This window comes from Streptomyces sp. TRM64462 (assembly GCF_013362995.1).
Classification (GTDB): domain Bacteria; phylum Actinomycetota; class Actinomycetes; order Streptomycetales; family Streptomycetaceae; genus Streptomyces.
In genome coordinates, this window is sequence record NZ_JABWDV010000381.1 from 1 (window position 1) to 21976 (window position 21976).

The window sequence follows — 21976 nt, forward strand, 5'->3', positions numbered from 1 at the left end:
CGAAGACCTGGTCCGCCGCGGATGTCTGGGAGGCGTCGCGCCGCAGTTCCTCGACCGGCGTACCGCATCCGGCGCAGGCCAGAGCTCCGTTGAGGTGCCGCTGACACTGGTGGCAGTAATCCATGGCGCCCGCAGATTATGCGGCGGACCGGCCCCGGAGACTGGAGCACATGTGAGGATCCTGTGCGGAAAGCGCCTTCCCCGGTGTGCCGGTTCGATATTTCAGCACGGAGCGGACAAGGGACGCAGACGGGTGCACGGAGGTACAGGATGGCCGCATGACGCCCGGAGCCCCCGCCGCCCCCGCCGCCCCCTTCGGCCCGCGTGACTTCCAGCTCGTCCTGCTGCGCCGCATGGCCGACCACCAGCCGGCCCTCGTCGACGAGGCCCGCCGCAGCCTGGGCGCCACGGCGGGCGACATGCGCGAGGCGAACCGCCGCTGGCAGGCCATGGTGCGCTCGCCGCGCGCCCGCGGCTCCCTCGCCCGCTACCGCTCGGTGCTGGGCGAGCCCGCGTCACGGAGCCGCCGCACGGTCGGCGACCTGGAATGCGACGTGCTGCGGTGGCGGCTGCCGCTGTGGCCGGACCTCCTCTTCGAGGTGCTGGCGGCGGCCGGGGGCGGCGCGGTGTGGAACGAGTGGCTGGTCCGGGCGCCCGGCGCCCCCGTACCCGCCCTGCGCACCCGGGACGACCTGCGGCCCTGGTCGTGCACCGTCGACGAGGTGGCCCGGGCCTTCCCTCCGGCACGTCCGCTGCAGGGCGACGCCCCGACCCGGTCGCGGCTCGCGATCACACTCCCGGACGGGACGGCGTGCGTCGCGGACTTCACCTGGGGGCTGCTCCAGCGGCTCGTGGACCGCGTGGACCGGCCTCACACCTCGATCGGCACCTCGTGAATCTCGTCGGCGCGGTGCCCGGCCTTCTCGTGGACCCGCTGCACGGCGTCGGCCGACGGGCCGGATGAGAGGCAGTACACGACCCCCGCCTCGGGGTCCGCCCACGCCCGCTCGAAATGGACTCCCTCCGCCTTCTCATGGGCGAGATCCGCCTGGTGGGCCTCCCGTAGCCGGCCCTCGGTGATGCCCTTCATGTTGTGGTGGACATCCATGAACGTGCCCATGGCAGCACACCTCCGTCCCCCGGTCGTCAGGTCCTCCGGCCGTTCGGCCCTTCGGCCCCTCCCGGTTCCATCGTCCTCCGGTTCCCCGCGCGCGTCGCGCCGGATTCCACGCACACGTAGCGCCGGATTCCACGCGCGCGTAGCTCCGCAGAACGGGCCCCGCGCCGGGTCGGCGGAGCCGGACCTCTGGCGCCCCGTCAGCTCCGTACCCCCGAGCGGCGCAGCCCAGCGCGCGCGGGGGCCCGCGCGGCCGCACGATGCAGACACGTACCGCTCCCGGGAGGATCCGCCGTGACCGTCAGTCTTGAGCAGCTGCGCCGCTGCCATGTCGCCGTCGACCTCGGGGCCGCCAGGACCCGGGTCTTCGTCAGAGGGGCGGGGCTCGTCGTCGACGAACCGAGCGTCGCCGCCGTGAACACCCGTACCGGCGGACTCATCGCGGTCGGCGCGTTCGCCGAGAAGATGACCGGCCGCACCCCCGACTACATCCGCGTCGTGCGCCCCGTGTCCGGCGGCAGCGTCGTCGACATCGACATGGCCCAGCGGATGCTGCGCAGCCTCCTGGGCGAGAAGCTCCGCCGCCAGTTGCGCCGCAAGCCCATGCTGCGCGCCGCCGCCTGCACCCCGCACGACAGCGACCCGCTCGCGCAGCGCGCCACCATCGAGACGATGGTCGGCCTCGGCGCCCGCCGTGTGGAGCTCGTGGACACGCTGATCGCCGCCGCCGTCGGCTGCGGGCTGCCGGTGGCGCAGCCCACCGCGACGATGATCATCGTGTGCGGTGCGGCCACCACCCAGGTCGCCGTGCTGTCGCTCGGCTCGATCGTCACGGCCGAGCGCATCCCGGTCGGCGGCAACGCCATCGACCACGCGGTCATCCAGTACCTGCGCCACCAGCACGAGCTGATGCTGCCCAGCCAGTCCGTACGCCCCCTCCAACTGGCCCTGCACGGCAACGGCCTCACCTCCCAGGGGCCGGCCTCCACCGAGATCCACGGCCGCGACGTGGCGACGGGTCTGGCGCGCTCCGTACTCGTGGACACCGCCGCCGTACGCCAGGCCATCCACACCCCGCTGACCGCCGTCCTGGACGGCATCGGCAAGGTGCTGCGCGACTGCCCGCCGGACCTGGTCGCGGACCTCGCCGAGCGCGGGATCACGATGGTCGGCGGCAGCGCCCGCCTCCCGGGCCTGGACCAGATGCTGCGCGACGCCACGGGCATGCCCGTCCGGATCGCCGAACGGCCGGACGTCTGCGCCGTCCTGGGGCTGGGCGAGATGATGGAAGGCCGTATCGAACCGCTGACCCTGGACCCGCTGGCCGACGCCGAGTGAGCGGGTGAACCGCATCCCCCCGATGGGCCCCTCAGGGGGCCCTTCGCGTATCGCGATCCGCCAAAGCGTACGAAGCTCGCACAGTGGATCGAGTTCGCATGAATCGGTCATGCGGCCGATCGCGATGGAGGAAGGAAACCCATGGTTCCGAAGGAACTTCGCCGCCCCCGCTCGCCCCAGAGGCTGATCCTCGCGGCCGGTGCGGTGTTCGCCCTGCTCTTCGCCGGATTCCTCGCACCGGCCTCGACGGCCACAGCCGCCACGTCCGCCGCGTCCGCCGCGGCGGGCGGCGGCGACAAGCACGCCAAGGTGCTGAAGGTCGTCCTCGTACACGAGTACCCGGTCTTCGGCAGCTTCACCGAGACGGACCCCGGCGACACCGTGCTGCTGGAGGACCCCGCGTTCATGAACGGCACCCTGGTCGGTGACTCGCTCACGCGGATCCAGTTCCTGGAGGGCGGCAGCTTCCTGCTCGACTGCACCGTACGGCTCACCGACAAGGGCAACCTCGTCTTCGCGGGCGGCGAGGAGGCCTCGAACCTGGAGACGGCCACGACGTTCGCCGTCACCGGCGGCACGGGCACGTTCAGCGGCACCGGAGGCCACGTCACCATCACGCCCACCGAGCACAACGGCGCCGAGGCCGCGCTGCTGACGTTCCACCTCAAGCACTGAGCCGGACTCAGCCGTACCCGAGCTGTACGAAGAGCCACAGGCCCCGGCGGGGCGCAGCGCGCGCCTCGGCGGGGCCTGTGGCGGCCTGGTGACCGCCCGACGGCCCGCCCGACGCGTTGTCGGTGCGGGCTGCGACCATGGCGGTACAGACCGTGCAGTGCGATGCGAGGAGGACGACGACCCGTGAGTTCCCTCTTTCCGGCCCTCACCGCCGGACCGGACCACGACGACCCACGGCCCGCTCTGCGGTTCGGGGAGCGCGCCCTCACGTACGGCGAACTCCGCGCCGCCGCGGCCGTCCTGGCCCCGCGTCTGGCCGGCGCCCGGCGGGTCGCCGTGTGGGCCGCGCCGACCGCCGAGACCGCCGTGGCCGTGGTGACCGCGCTGCTCGCGGGCGTCCCGGCCGTGCCGCTCAACCCGAGGACCGGCGAGCGGGAGCTGACGCACATCGTCACCGACAGCGCACCGGACCTGGTGCTCGCGGCACCCGGCGACGCACTCCCGGCGCCCCTCGCCGCGCTCCCCCGCGTCGACGTCACCGCCACCGCGGGCGCGGCGGCCGCACCGGGGCCTCTGCCCGCCGAACCCGGCCCGGACGCCGCCGCCCTGGTCGTCTACACGTCCGGCACGACCGGCCCGCCCAAGGGCGCCGTCCTGCCCCGCAGGGCCGTCGCGGCGACGCTCGACGCGCTCGCGGACGCCTGGGCGTGGACGGCGGAGGACGTCCTGGTGCACGCGCTGCCGCTGTTCCACGTCCACGGCCTGGTCCTGGGCATACTCGGCCCACTGCGCCGGGGCGGCTGCGTCCGGCACCTGGGCAGGTTCTCCACGGACGGCGTACGGCGCGAACTGGCCGCCGGCGGCACCATGCTGTTCGGCGTCCCGACCATGTACCACCGCATCGCGGAGGCCCTCGACACGGACCCGGAGCTGGCCAAGGCCCTCGCGGGCGCGCGGCTGCTGGTGTCCGGGTCGGCCGCGCTGCCGCTGCCCGACCACGAACGGATCACGGCGGCGACGGGCCGCCGGGTCGTCGAGCGCTACGGCATGACGGAAACGCTGATGCTGTGCTCCGTGGGGGTGGACCCCGGTGCCTCCGACAGCGTCCGGCCCGGGGCCGAGCCCGAGCGCCCCGGCTCCGTCGGGCTGCCGCTGCGCGGGGTCGAGCTGCGGCTGGTCGAGGAGGACGGCACGCCGATCGCCGCGTACGACGGGGAGACGGTCGGCGAGGTGCAGGTGCGCGGCCCGAACCTGTTCACGGAGTACCTGAACCGGCCCGACGCGACGGCGGCCGCGTTCGACGGGGACTGGTTCCGCACCGGGGACATGGCCGTCCGGGACGCGGACGGGTCGGTACGGCTCGTGGGGCGCAAGGCGACGGACCTCATCAAGAGCGGCGGCCACAAGATCGGCGCCGGTGAGATCGAGAACGCGCTCCTCGACCACCCGGCGGTGCGGGAGGCCGCCGTGACCGGAGAGCCGGACGCGGACCTGGGCGAGCGGATCGTGGCGTGGGTCGTGCCCGCGGATCCAGGGGCGCCGCCGACGGCGGACGAGCTGGCGGACCACGTCTCGGCGCAGCTCGCGCCGCACAAGCGGCCGCGTGCCGTCCGCTACCTGGAGGCGCTGCCCCGTAACGACATGGGCAAGGTCATGAAGCGGGCGCTCCATGGCTGAGGCGGCGGCGAGGCTGACGGCCCGCGCGGCGATCGCCCTGGTGGCGGAGTCGTTCACCGAGCACAGGGCGCGCCCGCCGGAGGGCCCGGCGCGGCCGGACGGCCCGCTGGACTGGGAGGGGTACGGAGCGTCCCGCGCCCGCGCGGCGGAGCGCACCGGCGAGGACGAGTCGGTGGTGTACGGCGAGGCGGAGGTCGCCGGGGTGCCGTGCGCCGTGCTGGCCTTCGAGTTCGGCTTCCTGGGCGGGTCGCTGGGCCGCAGCACCGGCGACCGGATCTGCGCGGCGTACGGGCTCGCGCGGGAGCGGCGTGTCCCGCTGGTGTCGCTGGTCGCGACGGGCGGCAGCCGCATGCAGGAGGGCATGGTGGCGCTCACGCAGCTCCAGCGGGTGGCGCGCGAGTCGGTGCTGCTGCGCGAGGCAGGCGTGCCGCACGTCACGGTGCTTCGGGACCCGGCGACGGGCGGCGGCTGGGCCACGGTGGGCGCGGGCGCCGACGTCCTGCTGGCGCTGCCGGGGGCGCAGATCGGCTTCGCCGGGTCGCGGGTGCGTCCCGCGGACGCGGACCCGGCGGCGTACACGGCCGAGGGGCAGCTCGCGGCGGGCCAGGTCGACGCGGTGGTGCCGCCGGGCGAGCTGCGTACGGTGCTGGGGCACTGGCTGACGGCGCTGGCCAGACCGGCGGCGGGGCCGGTTCCGCCGCCGGACGCGCTGGGCGGCGACGCGCTGCCGGAGACCGGCTGGGACGCGGTGCGGCGGGCCCGGGAGCCGGGGCGGCCGCGCGCGGAGGCGTACCTGGACGCGTACTTCGCGCGGCGCCTGCCGCTGACGGGTGACCGGTGCGGCGGTACGGACCCGGGGATGCTGTGCGGCGTCGGGCTCCGGGACGGGTACGGGGTCGCGTACGTGGCGCAGTGCGGCACGGCGACGCGGCCGGCCGGGTACCGGACGGCGGCGCGTGTGGTGCGGCTCGCGGACCGGCTCGGGCTTCCGGTGCTGACGCTCGTGGACACGCCGGGCGCGGCGAACGACGCGGAGGCGGAGCGTACGGGCGCGGGCGCGGCCATCGCGGACGTGTTCGCGGCGGTCGCGGGGGCGCGGGTGCCGGTGACGACGCTGGTCGTGGGCGAGGGCGGCTCGGGCGGTGCCCTGGCGCTGGCCGCGCCGGACAACACATGGGCCACGCCGAACAGTTACTTCTCGGTGATCGCCCCGGAGCCGGCGGCGGCGATATTGAAGCGCCCCCAGGACCAGGCGCCCCACACAGCCGACCAGTTGCGGCTGCGGCCGCAGGACCTGCTGGACCTCGGACTGGTCAGGGGCATCGTACGAAGGAGCTGACGCCCCGCCACATCACGTGCCCGTCCGCCGTCGTCACTGGTGCTGGTGCGCCAGGTCGGCGGCGGCGGAGTCCACGGCCGCGTCCAGGGCGGTCGTCAGAGCGTTGAGGCGGCCGCGCAGGTCGCGGATCTCGTCGAGGCTCATCCCGGTGACGTCCGCCATGCGGCGCGGCAGCCGCTTGGCCCGCTCCCGCAGGGCGGCGCCGTCGGCGGTGAGGCGCACGGTCACCGACCGCTCGTCCTCGGCGCTGCGCCGCCGCTCGACGTACCCGGCCGCCTCCAGCCGCTTCAGCAGGGGCGAGAGGGTGCCGGAGTCCAGGCGCAGCAGCTCACCGATGCGCTTGACGGGCAGTTCGCCGTGCTCCCACAGCACCAGCATCACGAGGTACTGCGGATAGGTCAGCGCCAGCTCCTTGAGCACCACCCGGTAGACGCCGTTGAAGGCTCGGGTGGCGGCGTGCAGCGAGAAGCAGATCTGGTGGTCGAGGCGGAGGAACTCCTCGTCCCGCGGGGTGCCGGGCTTGTCCATGCTCCCAGGCTAACGCGGGACGACTGCGACCGATTGAGTTGTGCACAACTGAATTGTGCGCTACAAATAATGTCGGCACCACACACCACACCGCGTGAGACCACACGAAGGACGGACCCATGAACGCCCTGTACACCGCCGCCGCCACCGCCAACGGGCGCGAGGGCCGCGCCGTCAGCTCCGACGGCCAGATCGACCTGCCGCTCGGCTTCCCGAAGTCCCTCGGCGGCAACGGCCAGGGCACCAACCCGGAGCAGCTCTTCGCCGCCGGCTACGCGGCCTGCTTCGCCAGCGCGATGGGTGCGATAGGCCGCCAGGAGAAGATCGACGTCAAGGACGCATCGGTGACCGCCGAGGTCAGCATCGGCAAGGACGAGGCCGACGACGGCTTCCGCCTCGCGGTCGTGATGCGCGTGGAGCTCCCGGAGCACCTCCAGGGCGAGGCCGGGCGCGAGCTGCTGGAGAAGACCCACGCGTACTGCCCCTACTCCAAGGCGACGCGCGGCAACCTGGACGTGCAGCTCGTCATCGAGTGACCGTCCCGTACGCGCGAGGGGCCCGGACCGTACGAAGGTCCGGGCCCCTCATCCGTACGCGGGGGCGGCGCCGCTCAGACACCAGAGCTCGTTGAAGAACTTGTAGACGTACACGCCCTGCGCGGCCACGAGGCCGAAGTACAGCGGCGCCTGGAGCCAGCGCGTGGCGAAGAGGGCGTATCCGAGCGTCGTCATCGGGGACGGCGACGTGGGAGAGGCGGGCGGGACGGAGCGGGACAACAGCACCTCCGGCGACGTGGGGATGCGTCATTCTTCTGCGAAGCCGGAGGAAAATCTGAATTCGGGCCACTCGTTGGGATGAAAAGGACGAAGGGCCGCCGATGGGGTGAAGCGGAGCGACCCGCCGAAGTGGTTCCATGGCTGGATTGCGACCCCGGATACAGTGAGGGCCCCCACGTTTCCCGTGAGGGCCGTCACACTCGCCTGTCCGCAGGTCAGAAGGTTTCTGCACCTCTGGCGGACGGTGGGGCGGGTGGGACTCGAACCCACGGCCGACGGATTATGAGTCCGCTGCTCTAACCGGCTGAGCTACCGCCCCGTGCGGCGCGTCGCGCACATTTGTGCGCGCCGTCTGCCGCAGCATAGCCGCTCATACGATCTCCTGCTCCGGATGGTCGGCAACGCACACCCTTGAGGACTGCCGATGCCCTCGCGCGGTTCCGGATCAGCCGGGAAAAACAAAGAGAGGACCCGGGAGGGTCCTCTCTCGTCACCGCTCCCCCGGCTGGACTCGAACCAGCAACCCTCCGGTTAACAGCCGAATGCTCTGCCAATTGAGCTACAGGGGATCGCGCTCCCCCGACTGGACTCGAACCAGTAACCTGCCGGTTAACAGCCGGCTGCTCTGCCAATTGAGCTACAGGGGATTGCTGCGTTGCACCGAACGTACCCACCCGGTGCGTTCCGGGCGGCGCTCGCTCGCTGCGACACATACATTAGCGCAAGCAGGGGGGTGCTCCGCCAATCGGTATCCCCCCGGCCTGCCCGGGCGACCCCCGGCCCACACGGGGCGGGCGGACGGCACCGAGACCTACGGAAGGGTGGCAGCCATGCGGTACAAGCTCACGTTCGTCATCGGACTGGCCGTCGGGTACGTCCTGGGAACCAGGGCGGGACGGGAGCGGTACGAACAGCTCCGGAAGTCGGCGCGGCAGCTCTCGGAGAACCCCGCCGTGCGCAACGCCGCCGAAACCGCGGCGCAGACCGGCCGGGAGGTGGCCGGGCGGGCGTACAACGCGGTGAGTGAGAAGGTCGGCGACCGGATGCCGGAGTCGGTCGGCGAGCGGATGCGCGCGTTCCGCGACCGTGGCCAGGGCGTCGAGGACGACTGGGGCACCAGCAACACCTGAGGCGGCCGCGACGGGCGGGTCGGATACCGGGTGGAGTGCGGCAGAATCTTCTCCCATGGGGATAGTCGCCGGGTTGGACAGTTCGTCGGGTTTCACGCGCATCGTCGTCTGCGACACGGACACGGGCGCCGTTCTGCGTCAGGGCTACGCCGCCCATCCCGTCGAGCCGAAGGCCACGGAGGTCGATCCGCAGGCGTGGCTGCTGTCGCTCGGTGAGGCGGCGACGGGCGGGCTCCTCGAAGGAGTGCAGGCCATCGGCGTATCGGCGCAGCAGCACGGGGTCGTGCCGCTGGACCGCGAGGGCGCCCCGGTGCGGGCCGCGCTGGTGGGCAACGACAAGCGGGCGCAGGTCGCCGCCGCGGATCTGATCGAGGCCCTGGGCGGCCGGCAGGCCTGGGCGGAGGCGGTGGGCTGCGTACCGCAGGCGGCGCAGCCGGTGGCGAAGCTGCGGTGGCTGGCGCGGACCGACCCGGAGGCGGCGCGGCGGGTGGCCGTGGTGCTCCAGCCGCACGACTGGCTCGTGTGGCAGCTCCTGGGGCGGCCCGCGCGCCGGACCACGGACCGCGGGGGCGCGTCGGGCACCGGCTACTGGTCGCCGGCCTCCGGCTCGTACCGGCCCGACCTGGTGGAGCTGGCGCTCGGGCACCAGGCGGCGCTGCCCGAGGTGCTCGGGCCGGCGGAGGCCGCGGGCATGACGCCGGAGGGGTTGCTGATCTCGGCCGGTACGGGCGAGACCATGGCGGCGGCGCTGGGTCTCGGGCTCGGTCTGGGCGATGCCGTGGTGTCGCTGGGGGCGTCGGGTTCGGTGATGGCGGTGCATCACGAGGCGCTGGCGGATCCGCAGGGGCTGACCACGGCGTTCGCGGACGCGGCGGGGACGCATCTGCCGGTGGTCCACACCTCGAACGCGGTGCGGGCGCTGCGCGGTACGGCGGAGCTGCTGGGTGTGGAGAGCCTGGAGGAGCTGTCGGCGCTGGCGCTGAAGTCGACGCCGGGCGCGTCGGGTCTTGTGCTGCTGCCGTACCTGGAGGGTGAGCGGACGCCGCGGCTGCCGCACACGGCGGGGACGCTGAGCGGGCTGCGGCGTGAGTCGATGAAGCCGGAGCACCTGGCGCGGGCGGCGTTCGAGGGCATGTTGTGCTCGCTCGCCGACGCGATGGACGTGCTGCGGCGGCGCGGCGTCGCGGTGCACCGGGTGTTCCTGCTGGGGGCGGCCGCCGGGCTGCCGGCGGTGCAGGCGGCCGCGCCGGCGATCTTCGGGGCGCAGGTCGTGGTGCCGCAGCCCGCGGACTACGCGGCACTCGGTGCGGCGCGGCAGGCGGCGTGGGCGCTCGGCGTGGCGCAGGGGTCGTCGGCGCCGCACACTCCGCCGGCGTGGCAGTCCGCGGCGATGCAGGTCTTCGAACCGGGCGACGAGATCCCGGTGGGGCAGGCGGTGCGGCAGCAGTACGCGGCAACGCGGGACCAGCTGCATCCGGGGGCGTTCACCGCGTAGGCCGCCATCGCGTGGGGCGCCGTCGGGTGGGGCGCCATCGCGTGGAGCGCCACCGCGTGGGCGCCGGCGCCGCAGGCCGGCGCGGGCGGCGGCGGGTCACGAGCGGCACCCGGGTGATTCGTCGTACCGCAGGCCGGGTCTGTGGAAAACCCGGTCGTCCCAGTCAGGGGCGCGGGTGATAGTGGGACCCGTGCTCATTCAACTTCTACGCAATCATCTGGGGCCGTACAAACGGCCCATAGCGCTGCTGGTGGCGCTCCAGCTGGTGCAGACGTGCGCGACGCTCTATCTGCCGACGCTGAACGCCGACATCATCGACAACGGTGTCGTGCGGGGGGACACCGGCTACATCCTGCGGTTCGGCGGTCTCATGATCGCCGTGTCGCTGGTGCAGGTCGCCGGGAACGTCGGCGCGGTCTATTACGGGGCGCGGACGGCGGCGGCGCTCGGGCGGGACGTGCGGGCGGCGATCTACGGGCGGGTGCAGTCGTTCTCGGCGCGCGAGGTGGGTCTGTTCGGGGCGCCCTCGCTGATCACCCGCACCACCAATGACGTCCAGCAGGTGCAGATGCTGGTCCTCATGGCGTTCACGCTGATGGTGTCGGCGCCGATCATGTGCGTGGGCGGTGTCGTCCTGGCGCTGGGGCAGGACGTGCCGCTGTCCGGGGTGCTGCTGGCGGTGGTGCCGGTGCTCGGCGTCTCCGTGTCGCTGATCGTCCGGCGGATGCGGCCGCTGTTCCGGTCGATGCAGGAGCGGCTCGACGATGTGAACCGCGTGCTGCGCGAGCAGATCACCGGCAACCGGGTCATTCGCGCGTTCGTCCGGGACGGCTATGAAAGGGAGCGGTTCAAGGGCGGCAACGACCGGCTGACGGACATGTCGATGGCGGCGGGCCGGCTGATGGCGCTGATGTTCCCGACGGTGATGACTGTTGTGAACGTGTCCAGTGTCGCGGTCGTCTGGTTCGGTGCCCACCGGATCGACAGCGGTGACATGCAGATCGGTGCGCTGACGGCGTTCCTGGCCTATCTGATGCAGATCGTGATGGCCGTGATGATGGCCACGTTCATGTTCATGATGGTGCCGCGTGCGGAGGTGTGCGCCGAGCGCATCGAGGACGTGCTGCGGACGGAGACCAGTGTGCTGCCGCCGGTGGCGCCGGTGCGGGAGCTGACGCGCCACGGGCATCTGGAGATACGGGGCGCGGACTTCCGCTACCCGGGCGCGGAGGAGCCGGTGCTGCGCGCGGTCGACCTGGTGGCGCGGCCGGGTGAGACCACGGCGGTGATCGGGTCGACGGGCAGTGGCAAGTCCACGCTGCTGGGCCTGGTGCCGCGGCTGTTCGACGCGACGGGCGGCGAGGTCCTCGTCGACGGGGTGGACGTACGGGACCTCGATCCGGCGCTGACGGCGCGGACGGTGGGACTGGTCCCGCAGAAGCCGTACCTCTTCTCCGGGACGGTGGCGACGAACCTGCGGTACGGGCGGCCCGACGCGACCGACGACGAGCTGTGGCACGCGCTGGAGGTGGCCCAGGCCGCCGACTTCGTGCGGGCCCTGGAGGGCGGCCTGAACGCGCCGGTCAACCAGGGCGGTACGAATGTGTCGGGCGGGCAGCGGCAGCGGCTGGCGATCGCGCGGACGCTGGTGCAGCGGCCGGAGATCTATCTCTTCGACGACTCGTTCTCGGCGCTGGACTACGAGACGGACGCGCTGCTGCGGGCGGCGCTGGCGCGGGAGACGGCCGAGGCGACGGTGGTGATCGTGGCGCAGCGCGTGGCGACCATCCGGGACGCGGACCGGATCGTGGTCCTCGACGAGGGCCGCGTGGTGGGGACGGGCCGGCACCACGAACTGATGCAGACCAATGAGACGTACCGGGAGATCGTGCTCTCCCAGCTGACCGAGGCGGAGGCTGCCTGATGGCCGGTCCGGGTGGACGGATGATGGCGGCCGGGGGCGGACCCGGCGACCGGTCCATGGACTTCAAGGGATCGTTCAAGCGGCTGCTGCGGCAGCTGGCGCCGGAGCGGGCCACGCTGTGGCTGATGCTCCTGGCGGGCGTGGCGAGCGTCGCGCTGTCGGTCGTGGGGCCGATGATCCTCGGCCGGGCGACGGACCTGGTGTTCGCCGGCGTCGTGGGGCGCGGGATGGACGAGGGCCGTACGAAGGCGGAGGTGCTGGAGGCGCTGCGGGCGCGGGGCGACGACGGGCTCGCGGACATGCTGTCGGGCGTGGACTTCACGCCCGGGCTCGGCATCGACTTCGGGGCCGTACGGGACGTGCTGCTGCTGGTGCTCGTGGTGTACGTGGCGGCGGGGCTGCTGATGCTGGTGTCGACGCGGCTGTCGGTGCGGGTGATCAACCGGACCGTGTACCGGCTGCGGGAGGATGTCCAGGCGAAGCTGGAGCGGCTTCCGCTGGCGTACTTCGACCGGGCGAAGCGCGGTGAGGTGCTGAGCCGGGCGACGAACGACATCGACAACATCGGCCAGACCATGCAGCAGACGATGGGGCAGCTCATCAACTCGGCGCTGACCATCGTGGGTGTGCTGGTGATGATGTTCTGGATCTCGCCGCTGCTGGCGCTGGTGGCGCTGGTGACGGTGCCGCTGTCGGTGGTCGTGGCGGCCTGGGTCGGCAAGCGTTCGCAGCCGCAGTTCGTGGCGCAGTGGGGGGCGACGGGCAGGGTGAGCGGCCATGTCGAGGAGATGTTCACGGGGCACACCCTGGTGAAGGTCTTCGGCCGGCAGGAGGAGGCCGCGGCCGAGTTCCGTGAGCACAACGAGGAGCTGTACGAGGCGGGGTTCCGGGCGCAGTTCAACAGCGGGCTGATGCAGCCGCTGATGTTCTTCGTGTCGAACATCAACTATGTGCTGGTCGCGGTGGTCGGCGGGCTGCGGGTGGCGTCGGGCACGCTGTCCATCGGTGATGTGCAGGCGTTCATCCAGTACTCGCGGCAGTTCTCGATGCCGCTGACGCAGGTCGCGTCGATGGCGAACCTGGTGCAGTCCGGGGTGGCGTCGGCGGAGCGGGTGTTCGAGCTGCTGGACGCGGACGAGCAGCCGGAGTCGCCGGCGCTGGAGCGGCCGGCGGAGGTGCGCGGCGCGGTGACGCTGGACCGGGTGTCGTTCCGCTACGACCCGGAGAAGCCGCTGATCGAGGATCTGTCGGTGGAGGTGAGGCCGGGTCAGACGGTGGCGATCGTCGGTCCGACGGGCGCAGGCAAGACGACTCTGGTGAACCTGCTGATGCGGTTCTACGAGGTGACGGGCGGCAGGATCCTGCTCGACGGGGTCGATGTGGGCCGGATGTCGCGCGAGGAGCTGCGGTCGGGCATCGGCATGGTGCTCCAGGACACCTGGCTGTTCGGCGGGACGATCGCGGAGAACATCGCGTACGGCGCGGCGCCGGGGCGCGAGGTGACGCGGGCGGAGATCGAGGCGGCCGCGCGGGCCGCGCACGCCGACCGGTTCATCCGCACGCTGCCCGACGGGTACGACACGGTCATCGACGACGAGGGCGCGGGCGTCAGCGCGGGTGAGAAGCAGCTGATCACCATTGCCCGGGCGTTCCTGTCGGATCCGGTGATCCTGGTGCTCGACGAGGCGACGAGCTCGGTGGACACGAGGACGGAGGTGCTGATCCAGAAGGCGATGGCGCGGCTCGCCCACGGGCGGACGAGCTTCGTGATCGCGCATCGGCTGTCGACGATCCGCGACGCCGACGTGATCCTGGTGATGGAGGACGGTTCCATCGTCGAGCAGGGCACGCACGCGGAGCTGTTGGCGGCGGAGGGCACGTACGCGCGCCTGTACGCGGCGCAGTTCGCGCAGGCGGTGGCCGAGGTCGACTGACCTTGTCGACTGACCGTACGTTCGGCGTCGCGTTCGGTGCCGCCTTCGAGAAGCGGGACGGCGAGGAGCGTGAGGCCGGGAGGTAGCGCCGTCGTCCTGGTCCGGGGCGACGCGGGGTCAGTCGAGGTATCCGCGGAGCTGGTCGGCGAAGGTGTGGTCCCGCAGTTTGCTGAGGGTCTTGGACTCGATCTGGCGGATGCGTTCGCGTGTCACGCCGAAGATGCGTCCTATCTCCTCCAGGGTGCGGGGCCGGCCGTCGGCCAGGCCGTAGCGGAGCTGCACGACCTTGCGTTCGCGTTCCCCGAGCGTGGACAGGACCGCTTCCAGGTGCTCCCGCAGCAGCAGGAACGCGGCGGACTCCACGGGGGACGCGGCGTCGCCGTCCTCGATGAGGTCGCCGAGGGCGACGTCGTCCTCCTCGCCGACGGGGGCGTGCAGGGACACCGGTTCCTGGGCGAGCCTCAGGACCTCGCCGATGCGTTCGGGCGGCAGGTCGAGGTGGGCGGCGACTTCCTCGGCGGTGGGCTCCTGGCCGTGCTCCTGGAGCATCCGCCGCTGGACGCGGATGACGCGGTTGATCAGCTCGACGACATGGACGGGGACGCGGATGGTCCGGGCCTGGTCGGCGAGGGCCCGGGACATCGCCTGGCGGATCCACCAGGTGGCGTACGTCGAGAACTTGTAGCCGCGGGCGTAGTCGAACTTCTCGACGGCCCTGATCAGGCCCAGGTTGCCCTCCTGGACCAGGTCGAGCATGGTCAGGCCGCGGCCGACGTAGCGCTTGGCGACGGAGACGACGAGGCGCAGGTTCGCCTCGATGAGGCGGCGCTTGGCCATGCGGCCCATGACGACGAGGGTGTCCAGGTCGACGGCGAGCTGGGAGTCGAGGTCGGGGGCGGGGGTGCAGGCGAGTTTCGCCTCGGCGAAGAGGCCGGCTTCGACGCGGCGGGCCAGTTCGACTTCCTCGGCGGCGGTGAGGAGGGGGATGCGGCCGATCTCGCGGAGGTACTGGCGGAACAGGTCCGAAGAGGGGCCGGCGCTGCCGGTGGTGCCGGTCGGGCCGGTGGTGGCACCCGCGGCCGTGGCACGCCCGGGCGGGGGCTCGGGCAGCTCCAGCAACTCCGGTAGGCCGTCGGGCAGCGGCGGTTCGGGCTGCTTCGGGAGGGTGACGGCGGGGCTCACGGTCTGGGTCTGCACGGGGGCGACCTCCAGGTGATCGCTGCCGGATCGGGGGCGGCGGTCTCACGCACCGCACCCCAGTGTGGGGTACGACACATCGCTGCCACGAGGGGCGTGCGCCCACTTTTTGAGCCGGTGCGTGACCGCGCGGTTACCGGTGCGGGGGCCGGTTCCGCCGGTTCCGCCGGTTCCGCTGCCCGGCAGGAGGATCAGGGGTCAGAGGGCGGTGGCGCCTTGGTTGCGGAGGGACTGGGCGTACTGCTGGAGGACCCAGAGTTCGTTCTGGACGGCGGCCAGGTGGTCGGGGGCGGCGTGGGTGCCGAGGCGGGTGAGGGTGCCCTGGACCTCGCGGACGCGGCGGTCGACGGCGCGGAGGCGGACCTGGACCAGCTGCTCGCCCGCGTAGGTCTCGTCGACCGTGCGGGCCAGGACGGCCTCGACGGCCAGTTCCGTCACCAGGGCGCGGAGTGTGTCGTCCGGGGCGGCCTCACGGACGCGGGCCAGGTAGTCCGGGGTGTTGTCCACGCCCTGCGCGGCGCCGCCCGCCTCGGCGATCGTCCGGCGGACGGCGGCGTACGGCGGGGCCGTGAACTCGTCGGCGCCGTACGCGTCGAAGGCCGGGGACACCAGCGCCGGGTACTGGAGCGCCAGCTTCAGCAGTTCGCGTTCCGTGCGGTGCGCCGGGCTGCGCAGGTTCAGGGCGGGGCCCGAGAAGGCCGGCGTGGAGGGGGCCGTCCGGTAGGGGGCTGTCGCCCTCGGAGACTGCTTGCCCTGGTTCTCCCGGGACCAGCGGGCCAGTTGCGCGACGCGTTTCACCACGAACTGGGTGTCCAGGATGCCGAGCATGCCCGCCAGTTCCACCGCCACCTCGTGCTGCGAGGCGACGTTCTTGATGCGGGCCACGATGGGGGCCGCCTCGTCCAGCGCGGCGGCGCGGCCGGCCGGGGTCTCCAGGTCGTACCGGTTCACGATCTGGCGCAGCGCGAACTCGAACAGCGGGGTGCGCGGCTCGACCAGCTCCTGCACCGCCTCGTCGCCCTTGACCAGCCGCAGCTCGCAGGGGTCCATGCCGTCGGGCGCGATGGCGATGTACGTCTCGGCGGCGAACTTCTGGTCGTCCTCGAAGGCGCGCAGGGCGGCTTTCTGGCCGGCCGCGTCGCCGTCGAAGGTGAAGATGACGCGGGCCGAGCCGTTGTCCATCAGCAGCCGGCGGAGGATCTTGATGTGGTCGCCGCCGAAGGCGGTGCCGCAGGTGGCGATGGCCGTCGTCACGCCGGCGAGGTGGCAGGCCATGACGTCCGTGTAACCCTCGACGACCACGGCGCGGCTGGACTTGGCGATGTCCTTCTTCGCCAGGTCGATGCCGTACAGGACCTGCGACTTGCGGTAGACGGGGGTCTCGGGCGTGTTCAGGTACTTGGGCCCGTTGTCGTCGTCGCGGAGCCGGCGCGCGCCGAAGCCGACGACATCGCCGCCGACGTCGCGGATGGGCCACATCAGGCGGCCGCGGAAGCGGTCGATGGGGCCGCGGCGGCCGTCCTGGGAGAGTCCGGAGAGGATCAGCTCCTTGTCCGAGAAGCCCTTGCCGCGCAGGTAGCGGGTGAGGTGGTCCCATCCGGCGGGGCTGTAGCCGACGCCGAAGTGCCGGGCGGCGGCCTGGTCGAAGCCGCGCTCGGCGAGGAAGCGGCGCCCGATCTCGGCCTCGGCGCCGTCGAGCTGCTCCGCGTAGTACTGGGCGGCGGCCTTGTGCGCCTCGATCAGGCGGATGCGCTCGCCGCGCTGGTGCGTGGGGTTGTAGCCGCCCTCCTCGTACCGGAGGGTGATGCCGGCGCGGGCGGCGAGCCGTTCGACCGTCTCCGAGAAGGAGAGGTGGTCGATCTTCATGACGAAGGCGATGGTGTCCCCGCCCTCCTGGCAGCCGAAGCAGTGGAAGAGACCCTTGCTGGGGCTGACCTGGAAGGAGGGGGACTTCTCGTCGTGGAAGGGGCACAGACCCTTGAGGTTGCCGCCGCCGGCGTTGCGCAGCTGGAGGTACTCGGACACGACGGCATCGATCGGGACGGCGTCCCGCACCGCCTTCACGTCGTCATCGTTGATCCTGCCTGCCACGCGGAGATTCTACGAGGCGGACGGGCCCCTCCAGCCCGGTTCACTCCTCGTGCGGGACGGAGGCCAGGGGCGTTCCGGGGTCCGAGAGGGCGTCCGGGTCCACGTGGGCGCCGGAGCGGATGAGGTCCTGGATCGGTCCTGTGACGTCCCACACGTTCACGTTCATCCCTGCCAGGACGCGCCGGTCCTTCAGCCAGAAGGCGATGAACTGCCGCTTGGCGACGTCGCCGCGCAGCACGACCTGGTCGTACGAGCCGGGGGGCGCCCAGCCCGAGTACTCCATGCCCAGGTCGTACTGGTCGGTGAAGAAGTACGGGATCCGGTCGTAAGAGACGTCCTGGCCCAGCATGGCGCGCGCGGCGGCCGGGCCGCCGTTCAGGGCGTTGGCCCAGTGCTCCACGCGCAGCCGCAGGCCGAGCAGCGGGTGGTGGACGGCGGCCACGTCGCCGGCCGCGAAGATGTCCGGGTCCGAGGTGCGCAGGGAGGCGTCGACGGCGACGCCCCCGCCGTGCTCCCGGTCGACGAGGGCGAGCCCGGCGGTCTCGGCGAGCGCGGTGCGCGGGGCGGCGCCGATCGCGACGAGCACGGCGTGCGCGGGGTGCTCCTCGCCGTCGTCGGTGCGGGCGGCGAGGACCATGCCGTCCTGGCCGACGATCTCGGTGAGGCGGCTGCCGAACCGGAGGCGGACGCCGTGCTCGGCGTGCAGGTCGGCGAAGACCTGGCCGAGTTCGGGTCCGATGGCCTGGTGCAGCGGGGTCGGCGAGGGTTCGACGACGGTGACCTCGGCGCCGTAGCCGCGGGCGGCGGCCGCGACCTCCAGGCCGATCCAGCCGGCGCCCGCGATGACGAGGTGGCCGTTGTCGCGGCCGAGGGTGGTCAGGACGCCCTGGAGCCGGTCGGCGTGCGCGAGGCGGCGCAGGTGGTGGACGCCGGCGAGGCCGGTGCCGGGGATGTCGAGGCGGCGGGGCTCGGCGCCGGTGGCGAGGAGCAGCTTGTCGTAGTGGAGGGTGGTGCCGTCGCCGAGGCGGACGGTCTTCTGGTCGCGGTCGATGCCGGTGACGGGCTGGCCGAGGTGGAGTTCGATGTCGGCCTGCGCGTACCAGGCGGGTTCGTGGACGAAGACGCTGTCGCGTGGCTCCTTGCCGGTGAGGTAGCCCTTGGAGAGCGGTGGGCGTTCGTAGGGGTGGTCGCGTTCGTCACCGACGAGGATGACACGGCCGGGGAATCCCTCGGCGCGCAGCGTCTCCGCCGCCTTGGCGCCGGCCAGTCCCCCGCCGACGATGACGAAGGTCTCATCTGCGTCGACCACTTGTCGCCTCCTACCCGGAATGCACGGTATGTCCCTGTCCACGCTACGCCGTGCGACGGCTTCCGCCGCGGCCGTGGCGCCCTAGGGAGGGTCCCGCACGGAGGGTGGGCACGGAAGAGGGACTACCGGGCGCGGAAACGGACTCCCGGGCGTGGAAGGGGACTGCGGGGCGCGGGGCCGGGCCCCCTACCCGGCACGACGGGCCGTGAGCCGGGCGTGGAGGGCTCGGGCGGAGGCGTCCGTGAGGGACGCGATCTGGTCGACGACGACGCGTTTGCGGGCGCGGTCGCCGGGCGCGGCGTCGAACAGCGCGCGGAACTGCGGGTCCAGGCCCTCGGGGGCGCGCTGCATCAGGGCGTCGGCGAGCTCGGCGAGGACGATGCGCTGGTCGGCGCGGAGCGCCTCCTGCTCGGCGCGCTGCATGACGTACCGGTCGGCGACGGCCTTGAGGACGGCGCATTCGTTGCGCGTCTCGCGGGGCACGACGAGCCGGGCGCCGTACCGGGTGAGGCGCCCGGAGCCGTACGCCTCGCGGGTCGCGGCCTCGGCGGCGAGGCAGAAGCGGCCGATGAGCTGGCTGCTGGCGTCCTTGAGCCGGGCCTGGGCGATGGCCGTGCCGTCGTAGCCGTGCGGCCACCAGTCCTGGTCGATGAGCCGGTCGAGGGCCTCGGCGAGTTCCTGCGGGTCGGTGCCGGCTGGTACGTAGCGGCCGACGGCGCAGGTCCAGATGTCGGCGCGCTCGGGCTCGGCGAGGAGGAGGTTGGGGTCGATGTGGCCGGCGTGCAGGCCGTCCTCGAAGTCGTGCACGGAGTACGCCACGTCGTCGGACCAGTCCATGACCTGGGCCTCGAAGCACGTACGGCCCGCCGGGGCGCCCTGCCGGACCCAGTCGAAGACCGGCTGGTCGTCCTCGTACACGCCGAACTTCGGCGAGTGCGGGTCGGTGGGGTGGGCGCTGCGCGGCCACGGGTACTTGGTGGCGGCGTCGAGTGCGGCGCGGGTGAGGTTGAGGCCGACGCTGACGGGCTCGCCGTCGGCGGGGTCGGGGACGAACCGCTTGGGTTCGATCCGGGTGAGCAGGCGCAGCGACTGGGCGTTGCCCTCGAAGCCGCCGCAGTCCTTGGCGAATTCGTTGAGCGCCTGTTCGCCGTTGTGGCCGAAGGGCGGGTGGCCCATGTCGTGGGAGAGGCAGGCGGCCTCGACGAGGTCGGGGTCGCAGCCGAGCGCGGCGCCGAGCTCGCGGCCGACCTGGGCGCATTCCAGGGAGTGCGTGAGCCGCGTGCGGGGGCTGGCGTCCCAGGCGGGGCTCCTGGTGCCGGGCGTGACGACCTGGGTCTTGCCGGCGAGGCGGCGCAGCGCGGAGGAGTGCAGCACGCGGGCACGGTCGCGCTGGAACGCGGTGCGGCCGGGGCGCTTGTCGGGCTCGGCGGCCCAGCGCTCGGTCGAGGCCTCGTCGTATGCGTGGGTTGTACCTTCCATGCCGTTCATGCACTGAAGGTAACCGCACGGGGTGACAGTGCTGCGCTTTCCCGGGGATAACCCCCGGACCCCCAGCCGGACAAGCAGGTCAGCCGACGTGACCCGGCACGGACATCGCGCCGCAAACCTGAGTGAAGCATGCGGTGCGTCAGACGGACGCGTACGCGCGCGGTGCCGGTGCCGGTGCCGCCGTCAGGGAGGCGGCGACCGTCTGGTCGTAGCGGTGCAGGACGAGCCGGGCGAGCGCCGGGTGCGGGCCGATGGGCTCCGCCGCGATCCAGGGCGCCGCCGCGGCGCTGCGCGTGGCGAACAGGCCGGGCGCGGTGAAGCAGGAGGCCACGGCGATCCGCGTGCGGCCCCGGGCGGTGAGTTCCCGTACGGCCTCGGGGACGGTCGGGGACGCGGCGGACGCGTAGGCCGCCGTGACGGGGACGCCGCCGAGGCGTTCGCTGAGCAGCGCGGCGAGGCGGCGCGTGCCCGCGGCGGAGTCGGGGTCGCGGGATCCGGCGGCGGCCAGCACGACCCCGGCGGTGCGGCTCGCGCGGGCCCCGGTGCGCCAGCCGGCCTCGGTGAGCCGGTCGTGGAGCGCGTCCACGAGCAGCGGGTGCGGGCCGAGCGGGGCGGCGACCCGGACTCGGATCCGGGGTGCGGCGGAGTCGGCGGCGCCGGGGATGTCGTGCTTGACGTGGTAGCCGCGGCCGAAGAGGAGCGGGACCAGGACGGCGTCGGTGCCGTCCCGCAGACCGCTCAGCGTGTCCGTGAGCAACGGCTCGTTCAGTTCGATGTGGCCGAGCCGTACGGGCAGGCCGGGGCGCAGGTCGCGGACCTGGTCGAGCAGTGCGGACACGGTGGGCAGGGCCCGGGGGTCGCGGCTGCCGTGGGCGACGGCGACCAGGGCGGGGGGCCGGTGGGGTGCGCTCATGGGCGGCCTGCTCGTTCCGTCGGGGGCGGGGTGCGGTGGGGTGGGGAGGGGTGGTGGCGGGTGGGGATCCTCGGTGTCGATCCTGACGCGGGCACGTTGCGGGGTCGTTGCGCGGGGGTGACGGACGTTTTCGGTCGGCTCACCGTGCGGGGCCCGGCGACGTCAGTGGGCGCCTCCGCGGCGTCCGCCCGAAACGCGTGCGCCTACCCGGTACTCGACTTTCGAAACGCGGAATATATTTTCCATTGCAGCTTCGATATCTGCGCAGAGGGTGGGGAGGGGTTCCTTGGGAGGGACGACGTACGTGCTGCACCGCAGGGTGCTCGCCGAACTGGTCGGTACGGGGGCGCTGGTGGCGGCCGTCGTGGGGTCCGGGATCCAGGCGGCGGCGCTCAGCGACGACGTGGGGGTGCGGCTGCTGGCCAACTCGCTGGCCTCCGCGATCGCTCTCGGACTGCTGATCGCCCTGCTCGGGCCGGTCTCCGGGGCGCATCTCAACCCGGTGGTCACGCTGTGCGCCTGGTGGTCGCGGCGCCGGGCCGGCAGCCGGGTGCCGGGGCGTGAGGTCGCGCTCTACCTCCTCGCGCAGCCGGTGGGCGCGGCGGCCGGGGCGCTGCTCGCGGAGACCATGTTCGGGCGGGCGCCGGGCGGCCGGGCCGGAGGCTGGTCGTGGTCGACGCAGGTGCGGTCGGACGGCCATCTGCTGCTGGGCGAGACCGTCGCGACCGCCGGGCTCGTCCTGCTGGTCGTGGGCCTGGAGCGGCTGGGCCGCGCCCGCCTCGCGCCGCTCGCGGTGGCCGCGTACATCGGGGCCGCCATCTGGTTCACGTCGTCCGGGTCGTTCGCGAACCCGGCCGCCACGGTGGGGCGTTCGCTGACCGACTCGTTCACCGGGATCGCGCCCGGCTCGCTGCCCGGGTTCATCGCCGCGCAGCTCCTGGGCGGGCTGCTGGGTGCCGTACTGGCCGCGCTGCTGTTCGGCGCCTCACCCACGCCCGGCACCTCTCCCCCGTCTCGTACGTCACAGTCGTCCTGCTGAACCGCA

The 21976-nt window shown here is 72.9% G+C and carries 20 protein-coding genes and 3 tRNA genes; 11 read left to right on the forward strand and 12 right to left on the reverse strand.

The window, feature by feature from the left end:
- Positions 1 to 278 precede the first annotated feature (278 nt).
- Positions 279 to 896 carry a hypothetical protein gene (locus HTZ82_RS21595; protein WP_175411101.1) on the forward strand — a complete coding sequence of 206 codons (618 nt, stop codon included), beginning with the start codon at positions 279 to 281 and terminating at the stop codon, positions 894 to 896.
- On the opposite strand, the gene HTZ82_RS21600 is transcribed toward HTZ82_RS21595, so the two are convergent.
- Complete coding sequence (locus tag HTZ82_RS21600) at positions 872 to 1120, reverse strand: SCO4226 family nickel-binding protein (RefSeq protein WP_175411102.1); 249 nt, start codon at positions 1118 to 1120, stop codon at positions 872 to 874. The genes HTZ82_RS21595 and HTZ82_RS21600 overlap by 25 nt on opposite strands.
- A 291-nt stretch (positions 1121 to 1411) precedes the next feature.
- Between HTZ82_RS21600 and HTZ82_RS21605 the strand changes: the two genes are divergently transcribed.
- Together HTZ82_RS21605 and HTZ82_RS21610 are read left to right on the forward strand one after the other, a co-directional pair.
- On the forward strand, positions 1412 to 2455 hold the full coding sequence (locus HTZ82_RS21605) for a rod shape-determining protein (protein ID WP_175411103.1): 1044 nt from the start codon (positions 1412 to 1414) through the stop codon (positions 2453 to 2455).
- A 141-nt stretch (positions 2456 to 2596) separates the two neighbouring features.
- Positions 2597 to 3130 carry a hypothetical protein gene (locus HTZ82_RS21610; protein ID WP_175411104.1) on the forward strand — a complete coding sequence of 178 codons (534 nt, stop codon included), beginning with the start codon at positions 2597 to 2599 and terminating at the stop codon, positions 3128 to 3130.
- Between the two features lie 7 nt (positions 3131 to 3137).
- On the opposite strand, the gene HTZ82_RS32785 is transcribed toward HTZ82_RS21610, so the two are convergent.
- Positions 3138 to 3269 carry a hypothetical protein gene (locus tag HTZ82_RS32785; protein WP_302852257.1) on the reverse strand — a complete coding sequence of 44 codons (132 nt, stop codon included), beginning with the start codon at positions 3267 to 3269 and terminating at the stop codon, positions 3138 to 3140.
- Positions 3270 to 3313: 44 nt separating this feature from the next.
- Here HTZ82_RS32785 and HTZ82_RS21615 point away from each other — a divergent pair, with 44 nt between their 5' ends.
- Positions 3314 to 4807 (forward strand): acyl-CoA synthetase, encoded by a 1494-nt coding sequence (locus HTZ82_RS21615; RefSeq protein ID WP_175411105.1) that lies wholly within the window; start codon positions 3314 to 3316, stop codon positions 4805 to 4807.
- On the forward strand, positions 4800 to 6146 hold the full coding sequence (locus HTZ82_RS21620; RefSeq protein WP_175411106.1) for a carboxyl transferase domain-containing protein: 1347 nt from the start codon (positions 4800 to 4802) through the stop codon (positions 6144 to 6146). Before HTZ82_RS21615 ends, HTZ82_RS21620 begins: the two co-directional genes overlap by 8 nt.
- Positions 6147 to 6179: 33 nt before the next feature.
- Here the strand turns inward: HTZ82_RS21620 and HTZ82_RS21625 are convergent, their stop codons facing one another.
- Positions 6180 to 6674, reverse strand: coding sequence for a MarR family winged helix-turn-helix transcriptional regulator (locus HTZ82_RS21625; protein WP_175411107.1), 495 nt, complete (start codon positions 6672 to 6674; stop codon positions 6180 to 6182).
- Positions 6675 to 6793: 119 nt separating this feature from the next.
- Here HTZ82_RS21625 and HTZ82_RS21630 point away from each other — a divergent pair, with 119 nt between their 5' ends.
- Entirely contained in the window at positions 6794 to 7210 is a 417-nt protein-coding gene (locus tag HTZ82_RS21630; RefSeq protein WP_175411108.1) for an organic hydroperoxide resistance protein, read from the forward strand.
- 48 nt (positions 7211 to 7258) lie between these two features.
- Here the strand turns inward: HTZ82_RS21630 and HTZ82_RS21635 are convergent, their stop codons facing one another.
- The 4 genes from HTZ82_RS21635 to HTZ82_RS21650 all read right to left on the reverse strand — a co-directional run bounded on the left by HTZ82_RS21635 (position 7259) and on the right by HTZ82_RS21650 (position 8097).
- Positions 7259 to 7405, reverse strand: coding sequence for a YqhA family protein (locus HTZ82_RS21635; protein ID WP_254712026.1), 147 nt, complete (start codon positions 7403 to 7405; stop codon positions 7259 to 7261).
- A gap of 290 nt (positions 7406 to 7695) precedes the next feature.
- Positions 7696 to 7769: transfer RNA gene (locus HTZ82_RS21640), tRNA-Ile, on the reverse strand.
- Between the two features lie 177 nt (positions 7770 to 7946).
- Positions 7947 to 8019, reverse strand: a tRNA-Asn gene (locus HTZ82_RS21645).
- A 5-nt stretch (positions 8020 to 8024) separates the two neighbouring features.
- Positions 8025 to 8097 (reverse strand) — tRNA-Asn (locus HTZ82_RS21650).
- A 183-nt stretch (positions 8098 to 8280) separates the two neighbouring features.
- Here HTZ82_RS21650 and HTZ82_RS21655 point away from each other — a divergent pair.
- The 4 genes from HTZ82_RS21655 to HTZ82_RS21670 all read left to right on the forward strand — a co-directional run bounded on the left by HTZ82_RS21655 (position 8281) and on the right by HTZ82_RS21670 (position 13933).
- Entirely contained in the window at positions 8281 to 8580 is a 300-nt protein-coding gene (locus HTZ82_RS21655) for a YtxH domain-containing protein (protein ID WP_175411109.1), read from the forward strand.
- 55 nt (positions 8581 to 8635) lie between these two features.
- A complete protein-coding gene (locus tag HTZ82_RS21660; RefSeq protein ID WP_175411110.1) occupies positions 8636 to 10075 on the forward strand; it encodes an FGGY family carbohydrate kinase in 1440 nt (479 codons plus the stop codon).
- Between the two features lie 190 nt (positions 10076 to 10265).
- Positions 10266 to 11999, forward strand: a complete 1734-nt coding sequence (locus tag HTZ82_RS21665) for an ABC transporter ATP-binding protein (RefSeq protein ID WP_175411111.1) — start codon at positions 10266 to 10268, stop codon at positions 11997 to 11999.
- Complete coding sequence (locus HTZ82_RS21670; RefSeq protein WP_175411112.1) at positions 11999 to 13933, forward strand: ABC transporter ATP-binding protein; 1935 nt, start codon at positions 11999 to 12001, stop codon at positions 13931 to 13933. The genes HTZ82_RS21665 and HTZ82_RS21670 overlap by 1 nt, the downstream gene beginning before the upstream one ends.
- A 117-nt stretch (positions 13934 to 14050) precedes the next feature.
- On the opposite strand, the gene HTZ82_RS21675 is transcribed toward HTZ82_RS21670, so the two are convergent.
- The 5 genes from HTZ82_RS21675 to HTZ82_RS21695 form a co-directional block, all read right to left on the reverse strand.
- Positions 14051 to 15145: an RNA polymerase sigma factor gene (locus tag HTZ82_RS21675; protein ID WP_375540846.1), complete on the reverse strand. Its 1095-nt coding sequence runs from the start codon at positions 15143 to 15145 to the stop codon at positions 14051 to 14053.
- A 183-nt stretch (positions 15146 to 15328) separates the two neighbouring features.
- A complete protein-coding gene (gene dnaG, locus HTZ82_RS21680) occupies positions 15329 to 17221 on the reverse strand; it encodes a DNA primase (protein WP_175411113.1) in 1893 nt (630 codons plus the stop codon).
- Positions 17222 to 17261: 40 nt separating this feature from the next.
- A complete protein-coding gene (locus tag HTZ82_RS21685) occupies positions 17262 to 18530 on the reverse strand; it encodes an FAD-dependent oxidoreductase (RefSeq protein ID WP_175411114.1) in 1269 nt (422 codons plus the stop codon).
- A 186-nt stretch (positions 18531 to 18716) separates the two neighbouring features.
- Positions 18717 to 20018 carry a deoxyguanosinetriphosphate triphosphohydrolase gene (locus HTZ82_RS21690; RefSeq protein ID WP_375540844.1) on the reverse strand — a complete coding sequence of 434 codons (1302 nt, stop codon included), beginning with the start codon at positions 20016 to 20018 and terminating at the stop codon, positions 18717 to 18719.
- Positions 20019 to 20157: 139 nt separating this feature from the next.
- Positions 20158 to 20931: a sirohydrochlorin chelatase gene (locus HTZ82_RS21695; RefSeq protein WP_175411115.1), complete on the reverse strand. Its 774-nt coding sequence runs from the start codon at positions 20929 to 20931 to the stop codon at positions 20158 to 20160.
- Positions 20932 to 21217: 286 nt separating this feature from the next.
- Here HTZ82_RS21695 and HTZ82_RS21700 point away from each other — a divergent pair, with 286 nt between their 5' ends.
- Positions 21218 to 21970: an aquaporin gene (locus tag HTZ82_RS21700; RefSeq protein WP_217624423.1), complete on the forward strand. Its 753-nt coding sequence runs from the start codon at positions 21218 to 21220 to the stop codon at positions 21968 to 21970.
- Positions 21971 to 21976 lie beyond the last annotated feature (6 nt).